The organism is Pseudofrankia asymbiotica, from assembly GCF_001983105.1.
In the GTDB taxonomy this organism is placed as follows: Bacteria; Actinomycetota; Actinomycetes; order Frankiales; family Frankiaceae; genus Pseudofrankia; species Pseudofrankia asymbiotica.
In genome coordinates this window covers 1-17,706 of sequence record NZ_MOMC01000103.1, presented here as the reverse complement: position 1 = coordinate 17,706, position 17,706 = coordinate 1, and the positions used below count along the sequence as shown (strand labels likewise).

The window sequence follows — 17,706 nt, the reverse complement described above, 5'->3', positions numbered from 1 at the left end:
GCTACCCGGCGCCGATCTGGCAGATCGGCACGGAAACCGAGCTGACCGGTGATCGACCTCCCTGACTGTTCCACCGGAGGGCGCCGGTGAGACCGCACCATCCGGCGGGTCGGTGACAGTGCGTTGAGCCGGCCTGCGGGGGCCGGATGGCCGGGCTGTGGAGATCCGCACCCGCCGCGCGGCGGCTTCCGCGGATTAGTGGATAGGGCTGAAGATGGATGTTCACTCGGCGCTATAGAGATCACCGTCGTCGTGCTGCCCGCCGGCCGTGCCGCGGGACGTCGCGACCGGGCCGACGGGCGGCAGCCCTCCGCCAGCGTGCAAACCCCGGCACCGGGCAGCTGGACGTCCTCTGCCGCGCGCGGACTCCGCCATTTCCCACGTCACACGGCGGTCGGCCTCCCCGGCAACACCTCCGATGACCGCTCTAGAGCCTCGCCGTCAGCCCGATCACCACCGCCGTAGCTGTCCGCCTAAAAGCAGCCCTCATCGGCACACAAGCCGCGCATCTGCGCGGTCGAACCGGGAATCGAGTACCGGTCGTCCTCTCCATAACACCCATCGAGACTGGCCGGTCATTGCCCTGCCGGCCGCGTCCAGTCCTGGATCTCGGGCAGGTCCTCGAAATACTCGCCTTGGGCGCAGTGTTCCGCGGCCTGGGCCGCCGACAGGTATCGCTGGTGGCGCTGCTTGTCCGCCACGATCAGGTTCACGTGGTCGCGGCTGCGCAGGCGGTGGTCAGAGACCAGGGTTGTCGCGCAGATAGATCTGCGCTGCGGTTAGATGCCTCGCCGCATCCCAGTGGGTGATCAACCGGTTCAGGTGCGCGCCGTCGATCTCAAGTTCCGCGCCGCTGATCTGCCGCGCCGCGGTCACGCCCGCCGCTACTCGACATCGCCGTGGTCTCAGTCCTCTGGCGCCCAGCGCCACCCCGGAACGCGGTCAAGCGCCGAGCGCCGAGCATCGCCGAGTCGCTGTTCGAGATGCGCCTCACGCTGGACGGCGACCCACACGGCAAGCGGGAATCCGGACTCGTCGACGTAGCCGTGTGGCAGGTCGGTGTCGCCGTGACCAGCCGCATAAGCCCTGATCGCCCGCACGCCGCGCTCGAACTCAGCGGCCTCAGCCTCCGCATCGGCAGCCGACAGATGCCCCACCGAACGCTCCAGCCGCGACGCCCGCATGCGCGCCTCACGGCCAGCGACCGGACGTGAGGACGGACCAGCCATCGGAATCTCCACAGACTCTCCATTCGCGGTATGGACCCTTGGGGCGTCGAGGCGCATCTTGCGGGACGTTCTCCGTTGCCGCACCCGCGGACGAGGCGGCCACCCAGGTGACTGCCGCGACAGGACAAAGGTCCTGGGGGCGCGACCAGTCATCGACCGCCTACCTCCCGGTGAAGAGATCGGGCGCTGCTGGCGCTGGCACGCGCACAGAACGCCCAGCACTGGGTACAGCACCATCGTCCTGTCCCCGCCGCGGCCTCGTGCCTGCCCTGGGGAATGGCCGTCGGCTGAGCACCGTCTCCGAAACGGATGGCTGGCCGCCGGTCTCTGCTGTCTAGGCGAGCGTGACGGCTGGCTCCTCCGCCCGGACCGGGAGCTCACCGGAGCGCACGACCGCGACATCGCAATCGGCGTGCAGCACGCACTGGTGGCTGACGGAGCCGAGCAGCAGCCGGGTGAAGCCGCCGTGGCCCCGGCTGCCGACGACGAGGAGCTGGGCCTCGCGGCCCTCGCGTAGCAGGGCGCGCATCGCCGAGTCGGGCGAGACCACCGACTCGACGATAAGGCGTGGCGCGGCGTCCAGGCCCAGCTTGACGGCTTGGTCGAGGACGTCCTCTGCCTGCCGGACCAGCAGGCCCTGCGCGCCGACGAGCACCTCGGAATACATCGGGTCGTAGCCGCCCCAGGCGTGGACCACCCGCAACGGCACCCCGCGGACAGCCGCGGCGTGCGCGGCCCACCGCAGCGCCGCCAACGACAGGTCCGACCCGTCGACGCCGACGACGACCGGCCGTCGGTCATCCGTCTCGGGCGTCTCGCCGTCCGTGGCCGGACGGACAACGACGACGGGCACCGGCGCGTGGTGAACGATCCCCTGACTGATGGAGCCAGGGGTCAAACGGTGCAGCGGCCCATGGCCGCGCTCGCCGACGACCACCATGTCGGCGTTCGCGGCCGCCGCTGTGAGAGCCGTGACCGGGTCTTCCCGGACGACGGCACGCTGCAGGGTGACCGGACCGGACGGCTCGCCCACCCGCCCGATCGAACGCTCCAGCATCTCGGTGGCCGCCCTGACCAGCCCGTCAGGATTGGCCTGGGTCGCGGCACGCAGCACGCCGTGCGGCAGCCCGTCCGCGGTCCAGGCCAGCAGCGCGGTCACCATCGGGGCCGCCCCTCGGCCCGTGCCGTCCGTCGCGGCGGACCAGCGCGCCGCCTCCCGAAGCGCCCACCGCAGCGCGGCCTCCGAGCCGGCAGAACCGTCGACTCCGACAAGAATGCGTACCGAGCCGCTCATGCCTCACGCTCCACCTCTGGTGCGGCACGTCGCCGTGCCCGCCCTTTCGGCCCACCCGCTACCGGCGCCGACCTGGGAGATCGGTACGGAAGTCGGACTGGCCAGTGATCGACCTCCTTGACTGTTCCACCGGAAGGCTCCGATGAGATCGCGCCGTCCGGCGGTTCAACCACAGTGCATTGGGCCGGCCTCCATGGGCCGGACGGCAGGGTGAAACAGTTCTCGGGCGTGTCRCCCGACCATCGGGCAGTTCGCCTACCCCATTGGTCCCTGTCTCACGTGACGAGTCGGCCCGCTCATTCCTCAGGCTTCCGGCCGAGAACGGAGATGGACAGACAGGCGTCGGCCCAGGGGGGCACGCCATGCGTGGCAACGCGACCATCATCGCGACAGACCGGGCGGGCCACGACAGAACCAGTCGCGCAGGGAGCCCTCATAGCGAGGCCATCGAGAGGTGCTCGGCACCGGGTACGCCAGGTCAAAGCTTCTCCCCTGCCCCAGCGCCTGTCGACTGCATGCCCCTCCACCGCCCGATCGGCCAGACGGCCGGGACAGCCGCCTGGCGGCCAGCGAGACGATCTCGGTAGGCGCGTCCGCCGCCGACGTCTGAGCCGCGCCGCTGTCAGCCTGCCCGACCTTGCGGGCCTCGACCGCGACGGCCTCCGGGGCCAACGCCGGCGGCAGCCTTACTTGCCAACAGCCGGCGCTCTCACAGCCGTCACCGGTCTGGATCTCGTGGGCGCCTACGGAGGCCCGCCGCCCGCCGCCGGCCGCCGGCCATGTGACGCCGTCGACAGGCTGTCGCTTGGGGACAACACGCCAGCGCAGATGTGTCCGCGGTAGATGAGGCGTTCCGTACCTCTGATTGTCAAGCTCATGGCGGTGGCAGCCAACCACTCGCCGCCGACGCGGCGGCACATCCCCGAGCCTGATGCGCACGACGTAAAGGCGTAGGAACGCTGACCCCGCTCGGCAGGACGATCAAACCGTCTAGGAACGGAGAGCCGTTGACAGACTCATTGCTCGAGGCGCCGGTCCGAGGCGGCATCACGGTCTCCGAGATATCGATGGTCTACCGGTCGAGGCGATCCGAGACAGTGGCTCTTGATCGCTGCTCGTTCCATTTCGACGAAGGCCAGCGGGCCTRCCTGATCGGACCTTCCGGATGTGGAAAATCCACGTTGCTGCGCGTCATCGCCGATATCGTGGGCGGGGCGACCGGACGGGCCTCGATAGACGGACGAAGCCCCCGCGACGCGAGGCTGAACAAAGTTTTCGCGCTCGTCGGACAGTCCTCAGTGATGCTTGACTGGCGCAAGCTCGTCGGCAATGTCGCGCTGGGCCTGGAGATGACTCCGCTGTCTCGTCGGGAGCGTCTCGAACGTGTACACCACGCGATCGAACTCGTCGGGTTGCGCGGCTTCGAGAACTGCTATCCCCATGAGCTCTCGGGAGGGATGCGGCAGCGCGCCGCGATTGCCCGGGCCATCGTGCAACGACCCAAGTACCTCTTGATGGACGAGCCGTTCGGCGCGCTGGACGAGATCACTCGTCTGCGGCTTAACTTCGAGCTGCTACGGATCCTGGAGGAAGATGGCACCACTCTCCTCCTGGTGACTCACTCCATCACCGAAGCGGTGCTGCTCTCCGACCGGGTCTTCGTCATGAGTCCACGACCCGGCCGCATCACCCACACCGTCGACATCGACTTCGGACATCACCGCACCGCGGAGATTCGAGAAGATCCACGCTTTCTTGCCCACGAGGCGACGCTTCGGCACGCGCTGCAACCGACCGTCGCGCCCCCGCGCCGACCGGCCGAGTTCCTCGGCGCCGAGTGAATGATCGCCAACCCGGCTTTCCACGACCGTCCCGCCAGTTCAGGGAGAACATCCGTTATGCGTCGTATTCGTCGCCTCCAGATCGTGGGCTGCTGCGTGGTCRCAGCCGCCGCACTGGCCGCGTGCTCGTCCTCGCCGTCGGGTGGCTCATCGGCCACGACGTCGGCCGGCGCCGCCTCACTCACTCCGGTGACGGTGCAGCTCGGCTTCATTCCGAACAGCCAGAACTATGCGATCCCGAAGGGCATCGCGGACGGCAGCTACGCAAAGGCCGGTCTCAAGGTGTCGTACAAGCCCGGCGGCATCGGTGTGGACCCGATCCAGGTTGTGGGGGCTGGTAAGGCTGACATCGGAGTCAGCCARCAGGACTCGCTCGTCATCGCCGAGAGCAAGGGCCTGAAGCTCAAGGTGCTCGGCGCGGAGTTCGGGCACTCGGCGCTGGGTCTGATCTGCCGCACCGACTCCGGCGTGACCAAGCTCTCCGACATAGCCGGCAAGAAGATCGCGGTCAAGGCGATCGCGGCGCAGAACTTCTCGGTGCTGCTCAAGACGAACAACATCGCCCCGGGTTCGGTGAGCGTCGTCAACGTCGCGAACGACGACTCGGCTACGATAATCTCCGGCAAGGTCGCGTGTGTCTACGCCGGCCTCGCGTTGAACGAGCCCCAGATCATCAAGGCCGCCGGCGTCGACAACCGGATATTCCTCGACTCGGACTACGGTCTGGCCAATCAGGACAACATCTACTTCACCACCCAGGCCTACTACGACAAGCACAAGAACGACGTACTGAAGCCCTGGATCCAGGCCACACAGCAGGAGTGGGCCGGATTCGTCGATGACCCGGTGAAGGCCGCCAACTGGGTTCTCGACAGTCACCTGGTGGATGGCCTGAACAAGGACCAGGAGCTCTACCAGGCGAAGGCGATGGTGCCTTTCCTGCTCACCGACTACAACAAGACCAACGGCCTCCTCGCGCTGGAGCCCGAGCTGTGGGCGAACTCGGCGAAGCGGGTCCTGGCTGCCGGCTCCACGAGTTCGCTTGTCGACACCGCCCCGATGCTCGACACGACGTTGGTGTCGAAGTCCATCTCATGACGACGAGCGAAGCCCCGATGCAGGTCGTCGCCACCCCGTCGGGTGGCGACGGCCCGCACACCGGCGACGGGCTGCACGACCTCGCCGCCGCTGGCGCGGCTCGGCATACCTGGGGTCGTGCGCTCGACATCGTCGGACCGGTCGTCGTCATCGCCGCGGTGATCGGCGCGTGGCAGGCGGCCACGACCACCGGCCTGATCAAATCCTTCGTGCTGCCCGCGCCCTCCACGATCGTGCGGGCGGTGCTCGACCAGCCTGGCCTCTACTGGCGGCACGCGCTGCGCACCACGGAGGAGGCGATGGCGGCCTTCGCCGCGGGCAGCGTCGCCGCGATCGTCCTCGCGGTCGCCTTCGTGCACTCTCGATTCGTCGAGCGCAGCGTGTATCCGCTGACGCTCGCCGCGCAGGCGATCCCGGTGGTGGCGCTGGCGCCGCTGCTGTCGATCTGGCTTGGCCCGGGGATGGAGTCGAAGATCCTCGTCGCGGGATTCCTCGTCTTTTTTCCCACGCTGGTGAACATGCAGCGCGGGCTGCGGGCCGTCGATCCGGAGATCGCGCAACTGATGCGCTCCTACAACGCGAGCTGGTGGCGCGTCCTTGTCAAGGTCAGGCTGCCGGCCTCGCTGCCATTCCTGTTCGTCGCGCTGAAGATCGGCGCGGGCGGATGTTTCCTCGGTGCCCTCACCGCCGAGTGGATCGGCTCGGATCGCGGCCTCGGCTACCTGGTCACGATCTTCGGCTCGCAGTTCCAGGTCCCTCAGCTCTGGGGAGCGGCGATCATCGCGTCTATCCTCGCCRTGTGCGCGTTCGGCCTGGTCGGCCTGCTCGAACGCCTGGTCCTGCCATGGCGTCGTGGCCGATCCCCCGAGGCGTGATCGTGTCCGTGGTGCTTGGGGTCGACAGCAGCAAGCTGCCGCCTGTCGCGCTCGCGTCCGGCGAATCGTCGCCGCACGCGGTGCTGGAGCGGGTGGTCGAGCTTGGCTTCGGCGGCGTGCTGTTCCGCTCGATCCTCGACCTCGACCCGAGCCTCGATCCGGCCGTGCTCGCGGACGTGCGTGCCCACGCGGACGAGCTCGGGCTGCGGCTCGAGGCGGGCATCGCCAAGGTGAACCCGTACATGACCGCCGAGCTGCCGGAGATCCGTGAGCTCGGTGGCGGTGACTACGTCCGGGGCCTCCAGTTGATGATCAAGGCCGCGTCCGCCATCGGGATCACTGAGCTCTGGACAGCCACCGCGGGCTGGAAGCGGCAGTATCCGGGGCGCTTCCAGTACGACCGGTTCCGGACCGATGCCCCGTGGGGTGACCAACTGCGGGCGATCGAAGGGCTGCTGCTGCTCCTGCGCCCGGCCTTGCTGGACGCCGGTTGTCACCTCAACGTCGAGACCCACGAGGAGATCACCTCTGTGGAGGTCGTCCGCCTCGTCGAGGCCGTGGGTCCGGACGCGATCGGGATCACGTTCGACGTCGCGAACGTCGCCGTCCGCGGCGAGCTCCCGTCCGCCGCGGCGCGACGCTGCGCCCCGTACACCCGGATGTCGCACCTGCGTGACATCGCGCTGTGGCCTACCCCGACCGGCTACCTTCGCTTCGTCGTCCCTTTCGGCGAGGGCGTTATCGACTGGCCGTCGGTCTGGACGCCACTCGCGGACGCGCCCCTTTCGATGGTGACGATCGAGGGGCTGGAAGCTGGCGGCCTGCGCTCGAAGAAGCCGGTGGACGTCGCCGATCCCGCGTGGATCGAAGGCCACCCGGACCTCGACGCGGGCGAGGTCGCCGCGCTGACGGCGCTGGCCGAGTCCTACCGCGAGCGCGCCGAGTCCGGGGAACGCCCGGATCTCGCCGAGCTGGACGGCGCCGGGGACCAGACGGACTTCCTTACCGCCGGACGGCACTTCCTCGCCCGATCACTGCGTCAGGAGCACGCCGCATGACCTCGCCAGCCTCCGCCCGTCTTGCCGAGCTCGGGATCGTGCTGCCCAGCCCGCCGACCCCGACCGGCAGCTTCGAGCTCTTCGCCGCGCACGGCCTGACCGTCTACCTCGCGGGGCAGACGAACGAGGTCGCGGGCGTGCCGACGGCATCCGGACGGGTTCCCCGCGATGTCTCGATCGAGGAGGGCCAGGCCGCGGCCAGGGTCTGCGGCCTGAACCTCCTGGCCGCGCTGGCGCGGGCGTGCGCGGGAGACCTCGGTCGCGTCGAGCGCTGCCTGCAGGTACGCGGGTTCGTGAACGCCGAGGATGGCTTCGACCAGGTCCCCGCCGTGATCAACGGGGCGTCCGACCTCTTCGTCGAGGTCTTCGGCGACGCCGGGCGGCACGCCCGGACGGCCCTCGGCGTGGCCGCTCTGCCGAAGAACGCCGCCGTCGAAGTCGACGCGATCTTCGTGCTGCGCCCATGACACCGACCGCGCGGGTCGCCGTCCGTGCGAGCCTCGACCGCCTCGTCGCGGTCGAGCCGACCCTGCACGCGATGGTCTCGATCGACCCKGCCGGCGCGCGTGCCTCGGCGGACGTGATCGATGCCCGGGTCACCCGCGGCCCGCTCGCCGGATGGACGGTTGGAATCAAGGACATCGTCGACGTGCGTGCGCTGCCTACCCGCGCCGGCTCCGCGACCCGCCGCGACGCCGGCCCGGCGGCCGCCGACGCCGACATCGTCCGCCGGCTACGCGTGTCCGACGCCGTGATCGTCGGCAAGACGGTCACCACCGAGTTCGCGATGATGGACCCGGCCGCGACGCGCAACCCCTGGCGGGACGATCGCACCCCTGGYGGATCGAGCAGCGGCTCGGCCGCCGCGGTCGGTGTCGGGGCGCTGCGGCTGGCGGTCGGGACGCAGACGGCCGGCTCGCTGTGCCGTCCCGCCGCCTACTGCGGCATCAGCACCATCAAGCCGACGTACCGGCTGCTCCCGATGGACGGCGTCGTTCCGCTCGCGACGTCCTTCGACACCCTGGGGCTGCTGGCCCGGACGGTCACCGACACGGCACGCGCCTTCGAGGCGGTCAGCGGTGTCGGCCGGGCCGAGCCGCGGCCGTGGGTGATCGGCCTGCCCGCCGAGCGATCGTTCCCGGACGCRCAACCGGAGGCGCTCGAACACTGGCGTTCGGCGGCCAAGATTGCCGAGGCCCTGGGCTCGACCGTCGTGCCGCTGGAACCCTTCGTCTACTACGAGCGCCTGCGCGAGCTGCACCGACTGGTGATGGCCTTCGAGGCGTACACGGCGCACGGTCACACGCTTGGTTCGGGCGTGCTCGGTCCGCGGATCGCCGACCTGCTCCGCGACGGACGCGCGGTCCCGGCGGGCGCGTACCGTGGCGCGCTCGCCGAGATCGAGGATCTCCGCGCGGCCCACTGGTCCGGCCTCGCCGGTGTCGACGCCGTGCTGACGCTGCCCGTTCCCGGGGTGGCGCCATCCCGGGCGACGACTGGGCCGGCGCACTACCTCGTTCCGTGGACGGTGCTGCACGGGCCACTCGTCGTCGTTCCGGGCGTGCTCAGCGCTGACGGTCTGCCACTCACCACCATGATCGCGTCCCGGCCGGGTATGGACGCCGTGGCACTCGCCCTCGCCACCGAGCTCGCCGACCATGTTGATCGTCTGCCGGCCCGAGCGCCCATGCCAGTCCGCGCGCCCATGCCAGTCCGCGCGCCCATGCCGGCAGCCGCGAACGGAGTCCAGGATGGCTGACCGCCTCGGGTACCGGCTGCGTGTCGGCGTCGTCGTTCCGTCCTTCAACACCGTGGTCGAACCCGAGCTCTCCTCGATGCGGCCGCCCGGGGTGACCAACCACGTCGCGCGGATCGAGATGCCGGACACCCCACTGACCTCGGACGCCGATCAGGAGGCGGTCATCGAGAGTCTCGGTGCCGATCTGGAGGGATCGCTGCGACGGGTCATGGGAGCGAAACCGCGGGTCGTCGTCTTCGGGATCTCGATCCCGACCTTCTGGTCCGGCCTGCACGGCATGGCCCAGATGCGCTCCCGGCTCGAGGTCCTCGCCGGCGTGCCCGTGGTCCTCGGCTCGGAGGCGGTGCTCGCCGCGTTGGCGCGATACCCGGGACGCCCCCGGATCGGGGTCGTCACGCCCTACCAGCCCGTGGCGGACGAACGGGTGCGGGATTTCCTCACCGACGCCGGTCATGACGTGCTGGCGGTGGAGTCGCTGCGCCCCACCCGCAGCTCGCTGATCGCGGCCGTCGAGGAGGAACGGTTCGCGGCGAAGGTCGACGAGCTGGCGGAACGTGGGGCGCAGCTGATCCTGCAGGTTGGTACCAACCTGCCCGTCAGTGACCTCGTGGACGGCCACGCGTCCCGCCTCGGCGTTCCCGTACTGGCGATCAACACCGCTCTCTACTGGCGTGCGCTGCGGATCGCCGGCCTGGACGACGTGATCGACGGCCACGGGCCGCCGCTCAACGTGGCGTGACCCGGCGAGGTCCCGTCAGAGCGCCGCGCGCAGGTGCGCGGCGCTCGTCAGGACGAACTGGTCGATGTCGCCGAGCACGTCATGGACGCCGGCGGCGAACACCTCGGCGCCTGGGACGTCCTCGCGCGCGGCGTAGCACTCGACGAGCGCGCACACCTCGGCGAGCTCGTCGGCGTCGAGATCCGGATGCCCGGCGCGCCAGCGCACATCGGAGATCGGAATGGGCAGCCGCCCGCGATGGCTGCCCGCGCCCTCAATGGAGATGTTGAGCCGCGGGTTGGCCTCGGTCAGTACACCTGTCAGGGCGGCCCAGTCCAACACGCCCTGGCCACACGGCGCCAGGTAGCGCACCAGGTCGGCTCCCGCACGGAAGAGCGCGACGTCGCGCAGATGGGTCTGGCGCACGTACGGCGCCAGGCGCCGGGCCGCCGCCAGCGGATGCTCGCCGCCCGCCAGCAGGTTCGCCKGGTCGAAGGTGACACCCAGCACGTCTGGCCCGACCTGCTCGATGAGCCGTAGCAGCTCGGCGGACGTGATCTCCTCGTGGGTCTCCAGGTTGAGGTGGCAGCCGTGGTCGCGCAGCGCGGGCGCGAGCGCACCCAGGAACTGCCCGATCGCCCGCAGCTGTTCGGACCATTCGACGTCGGTGCGGAAGCGGTCGAGCGCGAGGACTCCCGGATACTGGGGTTTCTGGAACGCGGTCGCCGTCCAGAGCTCGGTGCAGCCGATCGCCGCGGCGGCACCGATCATGCGCTCCATTCCGGCCAGGTAGCTGCCGTCTCCCAGAGCGCGGATCTCCGGTAGCTCGGCCGTCATATAGGGGTTGACCTTGCCGACGCCGACCTCCAGGTACAGAGCGAGGCCGCTGGCCTGGGCGGCGAGGTCGGCCAGCAACGCTCCGTCCAGGGTGGGCGACAGCTCGTACAGCGTGCGGAAGAGGACTCCGTGCAGGCCCGCCTCGGCCACCGCGGTCAGCACGCCGGGCGCGTCGGCACCGGAGGGGCCGCTCGCGTCGAGTTGATCACGCAGCGGCGAACGCAGCTTGACGTCGCGCCCTATCCGCACTCCGCATCCCTCCGATCAGTCGCCGCGGGGGAGCGCGGAGAGGTCCGCCTTGCGGATCCTGGCGTGCACGCCCTGGACGACATCGACCACCTGGCTGACGGCGAAGTCGGTCGCCGCGCTCAGGTAGGCGTAGGCGACGCTTCGCTCCAGGCGGTACCGGCGTTCGAGCAGCTCCAGGGCTCCCCGAACGCAGTCACGCATCGCCGCGTTCAGGTCCTCGTCCAGCCCGATCGGGATCAGGTACTCGTCCGTCTCGGCGTACGGGCGATCGGAGTACGCCCGTTCCCCTTGGGTGATCAGGTCGAAACGCAGGCGCGCGCGCAGCGGCGCCTCGAACGCGGTCAGCGCCACCTCGCCGTCGCCCTGCGCGAAGTGCGGATCACCGACGTAGGCCAGGGCGTCCGGCACCTGGACGGGCAGGTACAACGTCGCTCCCGCCGTGACCATCGAGACGTCGAGGTTTCCGCCGTGGCGGCCGGGCGGGACCGAGCTGTGGTGCCTCTCGTCGGCCCGCGCCACCCCCATGATCCCGAGGAAGAACCGGAGCGGGAAGGTGATCGGGCCCTCAGCCGTGTCGATCAGGCCGGTCGGCCCCTGCGGGCCATGGCCGGCGCGGCAGAACGTGAAGACCGGTCCGGCCTCGGCGGGCATCTCGCCGGGCAGCGCCCCCTTGCCGTGCCGATTGGAGATCACGCCGTAAGCCGTGCGCGGGGTCAGCTCAAGGACGGTCACGGCCAGCAGGTCACCCGGCCGCGCGCCGAGCACCGCGATCGGGCCGGTGATCACATGTGGCCCGTCCCGCCCGACGGTGTGCGGACTCTCGGCCGCGACGGCGATGGCGTCGGTGAGCACCTCGTCGGCGGGGACCCCGAAGCTGGCGAAGAAGGCCGCCGGGTCCCGGCCCTGATCCTCCAGAACACCCTCATGACTGATCGTGTCGATCAGGACCTCGGATCCCGGAGCGACCTTGTGGACGGCGCGATCCGAGCCCGTTGGCAGCCGCCCCCAGAGCACGTTGCGCGGGTCGGCGGCGAGGTAGCTCGCGGGGGCGCAGCCGTCGAGGCGCTGGAGAAGCTGGAACGGCTCGATCATGAATCCAGTCTGTCGAGCGACACGCCGTTCGCCATCGTCTCCGGCGAACAATCAGCCGTGGGTCGGCTTGTCCGAGAGCATCGGCGAGTCAGCGAGCATGGACGTGCGCTCCGAGTCGAGGACGCGCAGCGCGCGCAGAGCCAGGTAGAGATCGTGGCGACGCGACGGTGAGGACAGTGCGCCGTCCGTGAGCGTCTCGATGCGCGCGATCCGATACTTCATCGTGTTGACGTGGATGAACAGCGCTTCGGCCGCGGGCTTCAGCCGGTCACCGGCGACGTGATACGCCTCCAGGGTCGCGACCAGGTCACCGCCGGACTTCGCGTCCTGATCCAGCAGGATGCCGAGCTGCGCACGGACATACTCGCGCAGGGCCTCCTCGTCGAGGGCGATGAGGAGCGCGTAGGCCCCGAGGGTGCTGCTGCTGACGCCGTCCGTGCGATTCGTGCGCAGGGCGAACTGCGCGGCGCGGACGGTGGTGTGCACGACGCGGCGGAAGTTCTCCGGCCAGATGGTCGGCGTGCCGGTGCCGACGCCGACCCGCGTGCCACGCCGCAACCGGACAAGATCCGCGCGGATGGCTTCAACCCACTCGCTGACCCCCGACGCGGCTCTGCCCCTGGAATCGGGGGTGGGCCGCGCGTCGAGCAGAACGAGCAGCCCGTCGTTGCGTGGGAACACCAGCGAGCGCGGCGGGGCGCCAAGCCGGCGCTGGACGAGCTCGGCCATGCCACGCAACGCGACGGGATCGAGGCCGTCCCCCGAGTGCGCCTCTGGGCCAGACGCGATCGTGAACATGATCGGCGTATAGGCCCGGCGAAGATCGAGCCCGGCGAGGCTGGCCCGCGGGATCACCTCGCGCCGATTGGCGCCGGTGCCGTGCAGGAGCAACTCCAGCAGATCGCCGCGCAGCCGTGTCTCGACCTCGAACCCGACCCGCCACTTGGTGAACTCCAACGCGACGACCTGGGCAGCCGTCTCGAACAGTGCGGATGGGGCGTCGCCGTCGGCGACGAGCAGGCCGAGCTGCTGGTCCCCAGCCCGGATGGCCACCTCGCGGCGCCGCGAGAACGGGGTGTCGTCAAGCTCCAGGCCGGCCAGAACGGTGCCGAACGCGTCGATGACGCGGACAGGAGCGCCGGCACGGCGGCTGACCTCGGCGATCAGCTCGTCGAGCCCGCGATCGTCCAGGACGAAGGCGACCAGGCTGTCGTAGATCTCCGAGTCCGCGAACCCGGCCTGCCGATCACGCACGTCCATGGCATGCTCGAGCGCGATCGCGAACTGCTCGGCGATACTGCGCACGTACTCCCAGGCCGGCGGGTTGTCCCACGGCGGCACGCCCGCGGCGCGATGCCGCAACGCCAGCACGCCGCACTCGCGTTGTTCACCCCGCAGCGGGACGGTCATCACGCCCGGACCGGGTTCGATCRCCGCGCCGATCCAACCGTCGGCGCCGAGCAGGGAGACACCGCAGTCCAGCTGCGGCAGGACCGTCGCCAGATCGGCCACCAGGCGCTCGCAGAGTTCGGCCGGCCCCAGCGACGCGGCCGCCATGCCGTCCACATAGGAGAGCAGCTTCGGCCCGCGCAGCTGACGGGCCACGTCCCCGTCGCTGTGCCAGCGCGCCAGCAACGGCGCGATCAGAGCCGCGATTCCATCCAGCGCGCTGATCTCGTCGTCCGTATAGCTGTGCGCCTCGACGCTCTGGACGTTCAGCGCACCGAGCAGCGCCGGGCCGAGCACGACGGGGACGGCGAGGATCGACCGGAAGCCGCTCTGGTCGAAGCCCGGGATGACCTTGAAGTAGGGGTCGTCGGCGACGTCACGCACAGCGTGTGCCTGGYCGGTCTGCGCGGCGCGTCCGGTGACGCCCTCGCCCAACCGCAAGGCGACGAACCCGACGCCGGAGTGCGCGAGGCCCCGAGTGGCGATCAGCGTGAGTTCGTCACGGTCGGCGTCGAAGCCGTAGAGGGAGGCGACGTCGGATCGCATGACCTTGGTGACCGCGTGGATGCACACCTGGAGCGCCTGGCCCGCGGGCAGACGAGCGATGTTCTCGGCCACGAGCTCGGCCTCGAAGACATCGCGCAGGTCAGACACCGCAAAGCACCTCCTTGGCCGGGACGACACTAGGACCAGGTCGTTTCGCTGGTGTTTCTCAGAAGCCTGGCGATCGACGTTCGCCACCCTTGTCCGCCGGGGACACGCGGTTGGGCCGTCATTGGCCCGAGGGGACGTGGTGGGCGACGGCCCCGGCGGCCGACCATGAACGGGTGACTCTGACTAGGCACGCCGTGGCGACGAAGYCGATCAGCGAGGAGGCCTTCGCGCCCTACGGACAGCTGCTCACCGCGCAGCCGGACGGCACGAGGACCACGGTCGTGGACGCCGCGCTCGACCTGTCACGCGGGACACCACGCTTCTACGTCATGGCGCTGGCACACGRCCGAACCACCTTCACCCGCATTACCCGCCACCACCAGGTGACCCAGGTGCTGGCCGCGGTGGGTGGCGGCGTGTGGAGGATGGCGGTGGCCCGCGGTGACGGACCGGCCGACGAGGCGCCCGCCCTTCACGACATCGTCGCCTTCGAGGTCCCCGGGGATGTGGCGGTACTTTTGCACCGCGGGACCTGGCATGCCGGACCGTTCCACGACGGGCCAACCATGGCCTTCTTCAACCTGGAGCTCACCGACACCAACGTGGTCGACCACGACACGAGCGAGCTGGACGCCCGCTTCGGCGTGGAGTGCTGGTTCGCCCGGGACCTCGAGTCATGACCGGTGACTCCCAGGCCGAACAGCGCCTACTCGCCAGTTTCTGGGCCTATGAACGCGCACTCGTGGCCAACGACGCCGCGGCACTGGCCGGCTGGTTCGCCGACTCGGCGGACGCGATCCGCGCCGACCCGAAATCGCTGCTGGCGGGCAACGGGGACATCGCCGAGTTTCGTCGGAATCGGCCGCCGGTCCCGTCCCGGGTCGTCGAGAGGCTCCACCTCCGCTGGATCAGCGAGGACACGGCGACGCTCATCGCGGAGACACGCTCGATCACCGGGGCACGTTCGACCCAGCTCCAGATCTGGCGGCAAGGTGCGGACGGCTGGCGAATCCTCATCGCCCAGGTCTCGCCGGGGCTCGACCCGTCGGTCACGACGATCCGCGCCCGCGACACGTCGGTCTGGCGGGCGGTCGGGGCGCCACTCGTCCCGGGTACGCGAGACCGCCTGCTCGCCGGGCTTCGTGTCGCCGTGAAGGACCTCTACGCCGTGGCGGGACAGCCTGTCGGGGCAGGCAACCCGACCTGGCTGAGCGAGGCGTCACCCGAGACGACGCACGCCGCCGCGGTCGCTCGGCTCCTCGACGCGGGAGCGTCGGTCGTCGGGATCACCCAGACCGACGAGCTGGCCTCCGGGCTGGCCGGCGAGAACGCGCACTACGGCACGCCACCGAATCCGCGAGTACCCGGACGGGTCCCCGGTGGATCGACCAGCGGTTCCGCCGCGGCGGTGGCCGCCTGCGCGGCGGACATCGGCCTCGGCACGGACACGGCGGGCTCGATCCGGGCACCCGCGTCGTACTGCGGCCTGTACGGTCTACGCACCACGCACGACCTGGTGTCCCGCGAAGGCATGATCGGACTGGCGCCGTCCTTCGACACGGTCGGCCTGCTCACGAGGGACGCGGCAACGCTGCGACAGGCCGCTGTCGCGCTCGGGCTGACCGGGCTCGCGCCGATCACCCGGCTCCTGGTCGTCGACGAGCTCGAACGGCTCGCCGACGAGCCAGTCCGGATGTCCTTCGACGCCGCGACCCGCGCCCTCGGCGGGCGCCGCGGCCTACCAGTCGAGTCCGAGCCCACTCTGACGGGCGGAGACCTGGACGAGTGGTTCGCCGCGTTCCGAACGGTGCAGGGTGCCGAGGCCTGGCAGCTACACGGCGACTGGATCGAAGCTCACCCAGGAACGCTCGGCCCAGCCGTCCAGGCGCGTTTCGACGCGGCCCGCGCGCTGACCCCGGCCGCGCGATCCACGGCGAGTGAGGTGATCGCCAAAGCGCGCCAGACGGTGCGGTCCGCGATCCCACCCGGCACGGCGCTCCTGCTCCCCACCACCAGCGGGCCCGCACCCCTCGTCGGGCTCGACCCCGCGGACATGGAGGCAGTTCGCGCGGCGACGCTGCGGCTCACCATCATCAGCTCCCTCGCGGGGCTCCCGGCCGTGAGCGCGCCGCTACTGGACCGAGGTTCACACCCGGTCGGGCTCAGCCTTGTCGGCGCCCCCGGGACCGACCTCGACCTGATCGACGTGGTGTCACCGTGACGCTCAGGACAAGCTCCGTCGACGGAGTCGTCCTACGGGATCGCCTGGTCATCGTCCTGGCCCTGATCAGCGGCGTCACCGACGCGGTTGGGTTCCTGCACCTGGGCGGCGCCTTCTCCAGCGTGATGACCGGCAACATGGTGCTCCTCGGCGTGTCCGTCGGCACGGGTGACGCCACGCTGACCATCCGAACCCTGACGGCGGTACTCGCCTTCGTCGCCGGCTGCGGTCTCGGAGCGCGCATCGCCGGCCAGACCTCCGAGGGCGACCCTCCATGGCCACGTGAGGTGAGCCGGGCGCTGGTCCTCGAGCTCGCGCTCTTCACCGTCTCGGCAACGATCTGGACTGTCCGGCACGGCGAGCTTCCCGGCGACGCCGCGACCTGCGTGCTCTCGCTGACGGCGGCCGCGTTGGGGGTGCAGAGCGCGGCGATCCAGCGCTTCGGCATCCGCGCCCTGTCCACCACGTATTTCACCGGGACACTCACGACGACGGTGGTCGAGCTCGCCCAGACCGGACGCATCGCCGGCTCGAACCGCAGTCTGAAGCTGCTGGCCGGCCTGATCGGCGGCGCGATCGCGGGCTCTCTCCTGGCACGCCATGCCAGCGCCGTCGTGCCGCTCGTCCAGGTCGTGTCGCTGAGCGCCGTGCTCCTCCTCGCGCCCCGAGCGAGCGCCGGCCCCAGGACTGCCGGCGGACCCAGACACCCCGCGAAKGCCGACAAAAAGAAGGCGCCAGGGTTGGCCGCCGACTGATCAGCGGAGTCCGGTGGGTCAGGGCTGCGCCGAGGCACGCCGTTCACATGGCAGGGCCGTAGCCGCAATTCCTCGCATTCGACGTGAATGGCGACCTCATGCTGGCGCCGGTCCTGGCGGCGACGAAAGGTGTGGGCGCCGCAAACCACAGCTATTCAATCTATGCCACCAATGCGACCTTCCTGTCAGATTTCTCTTCGTACTCGACGGGTGTCAGGTACCCGATGGTGGAATGTAGCCGTCAGCGGTTGTAGTACGTCTCGATGTAGTCGAAGACGCCGGCGTGGGGCTGCCTGAGGTTGGCGAACGCGTGGAGATGGATTCCATCTGCAGCCGTATGTTCTCCTTCCGTAGCTCCTCGAGCTCGGCCCGCTCGGAGAGCGTCAGCGGCTTCTCCTCGCTTCTACCCGTGCCCTTCGCCTTCTTCACCCAGTACCCCAGGCTCGTCTCGTTGATCCCGAGGTTCTTCGCCACCTCGGCGAGTGTCCATTCAGGGGTGTGCAGGGGTAGGCCGCTGACCTTGGGGTTTGTGTTGCGGGGACGCGCTGTGATCGTTGCTTGATCCTGGTGGCTGGGC

The 17,706-nt window shown here is 70.0% G+C and carries 18 protein-coding genes; 10 read left to right on the top strand and 8 right to left on the bottom strand.

Annotation, left to right across the window (positions count from 1 at the left end):
- Window positions 1–575: 575 nt before the first annotated feature.
- From BL253_RS42620 to BL253_RS35905, 4 genes are all read right to left on the bottom strand, one after another.
- Window positions 576–713, bottom strand: coding sequence for a hypothetical protein (locus tag BL253_RS42620; protein ID WP_158230491.1), 138 nt, complete (start codon window positions 711–713; stop codon window positions 576–578).
- A gap of 25 nt (window positions 714–738) precedes the next feature.
- Window positions 739–876, bottom strand: a complete 138-nt coding sequence (locus BL253_RS42615) for a hypothetical protein (RefSeq protein ID WP_158230490.1) — start codon at window positions 874–876, stop codon at window positions 739–741.
- Between the two features lie 29 nt (window positions 877–905).
- Entirely contained in the window at window positions 906–1,157 is a 252-nt protein-coding gene (locus tag BL253_RS35910) for a helicase associated domain-containing protein (RefSeq protein ID WP_241835443.1), read from the bottom strand.
- 406 nt (window positions 1,158–1,563) lie between these two features.
- A complete protein-coding gene (locus tag BL253_RS35905) occupies window positions 1,564–2,523 on the bottom strand; it encodes a universal stress protein (protein WP_076822286.1) in 960 nt (319 codons plus the stop codon).
- Window positions 2,524–3,590: 1,067 nt separating this feature from the next.
- Between BL253_RS35905 and BL253_RS35900 the strand changes: the two genes are divergently transcribed.
- Genes BL253_RS35900 through BL253_RS35870 form a run of 7 tightly spaced genes read left to right on the top strand, consistent with a single transcriptional unit; the run spans window position 3,591 to window position 9,893 of the window.
- Window positions 3,591–4,364 carry an ABC transporter ATP-binding protein gene (locus BL253_RS35900; RefSeq protein WP_076822301.1) on the top strand — a complete coding sequence of 258 codons (774 nt, stop codon included), beginning with the start codon at window positions 3,591–3,593 and terminating at the stop codon, window positions 4,362–4,364.
- Complete coding sequence (locus tag BL253_RS35895) at window positions 4,365–5,462, top strand: ABC transporter substrate-binding protein (protein ID WP_081439034.1); 1,098 nt, start codon at window positions 4,365–4,367, stop codon at window positions 5,460–5,462. It abuts the gene before it with no gap.
- Window positions 5,459–6,337, top strand: a complete 879-nt coding sequence (locus BL253_RS35890; RefSeq protein WP_081439033.1) for an ABC transporter permease — start codon at window positions 5,459–5,461, stop codon at window positions 6,335–6,337. Before BL253_RS35895 ends, BL253_RS35890 begins: the two co-directional genes overlap by 4 nt.
- Window positions 6,338–6,339: 2 nt before the next feature.
- Complete coding sequence (locus tag BL253_RS35885; RefSeq protein ID WP_158230489.1) at window positions 6,340–7,395, top strand: sugar phosphate isomerase/epimerase family protein; 1,056 nt, start codon at window positions 6,340–6,342, stop codon at window positions 7,393–7,395.
- A complete protein-coding gene (locus BL253_RS35880) occupies window positions 7,392–7,862 on the top strand; it encodes a RidA family protein (RefSeq protein ID WP_076822282.1) in 471 nt (156 codons plus the stop codon). Before BL253_RS35885 ends, BL253_RS35880 begins: the two co-directional genes overlap by 4 nt.
- Window positions 7,859–9,154 carry an amidase gene (locus BL253_RS35875; RefSeq protein ID WP_076822280.1) on the top strand — a complete coding sequence of 432 codons (1,296 nt, stop codon included), beginning with the start codon at window positions 7,859–7,861 and terminating at the stop codon, window positions 9,152–9,154. Before BL253_RS35880 ends, BL253_RS35875 begins: the two co-directional genes overlap by 4 nt.
- Complete coding sequence (locus BL253_RS35870) at window positions 9,147–9,893, top strand: maleate cis-trans isomerase family protein (RefSeq protein ID WP_076822278.1); 747 nt, start codon at window positions 9,147–9,149, stop codon at window positions 9,891–9,893. Before BL253_RS35875 ends, BL253_RS35870 begins: the two co-directional genes overlap by 8 nt.
- Before the next feature lie 15 nt (window positions 9,894–9,908).
- Here BL253_RS35870 and BL253_RS35865 read toward each other — a convergent pair whose 3' ends face one another.
- The 3 genes from BL253_RS35865 to BL253_RS35855 are packed head-to-tail and all read right to left on the bottom strand — an operon-like array spanning window position 9,909 to window position 14,153.
- Complete coding sequence (locus BL253_RS35865) at window positions 9,909–10,958, bottom strand: sugar phosphate isomerase/epimerase family protein (RefSeq protein WP_241835442.1); 1,050 nt, start codon at window positions 10,956–10,958, stop codon at window positions 9,909–9,911.
- Between the two features lie 15 nt (window positions 10,959–10,973).
- Window positions 10,974–12,050 (bottom strand): acetamidase/formamidase family protein, encoded by a 1,077-nt coding sequence (locus BL253_RS35860; RefSeq protein WP_076822277.1) that lies wholly within the window; start codon window positions 12,048–12,050, stop codon window positions 10,974–10,976.
- 51 nt (window positions 12,051–12,101) lie between these two features.
- A complete protein-coding gene (locus BL253_RS35855; protein ID WP_076822275.1) occupies window positions 12,102–14,153 on the bottom strand; it encodes a helix-turn-helix domain-containing protein in 2,052 nt (683 codons plus the stop codon).
- A gap of 194 nt (window positions 14,154–14,347) precedes the next feature.
- On the opposite strand from BL253_RS35855, the gene BL253_RS35850 reads away from it, so the two are divergent.
- The 3 genes from BL253_RS35850 to BL253_RS35840 are packed head-to-tail and all read left to right on the top strand — an operon-like array spanning window position 14,348 to window position 17,129.
- The gene (locus BL253_RS35850) at window positions 14,348–14,833 is read left to right on the top strand and encodes an ureidoglycolate lyase (protein WP_241835441.1); all 486 of its coding nucleotides are present in this window, start codon (window positions 14,348–14,350) and stop codon (window positions 14,831–14,833) included.
- Window positions 14,830–16,374, top strand: coding sequence for an AtzH-like domain-containing protein (locus BL253_RS35845; protein ID WP_076822272.1), 1,545 nt, complete (start codon window positions 14,830–14,832; stop codon window positions 16,372–16,374). Before BL253_RS35850 ends, BL253_RS35845 begins: the two co-directional genes overlap by 4 nt.
- Window positions 16,371–17,129, top strand: a complete 759-nt coding sequence (locus BL253_RS35840; protein WP_076822270.1) for a YoaK family protein — start codon at window positions 16,371–16,373, stop codon at window positions 17,127–17,129. The genes BL253_RS35845 and BL253_RS35840 overlap by 4 nt, the downstream gene beginning before the upstream one ends.
- A 213-nt stretch (window positions 17,130–17,342) precedes the next feature.
- On the opposite strand, the gene BL253_RS45970 is transcribed toward BL253_RS35840, so the two are convergent.
- The coding region (locus BL253_RS45970) for a transposase (RefSeq protein WP_206745143.1) at window positions 17,343–17,706 on the bottom strand (364 nt) is incomplete at its 5' end.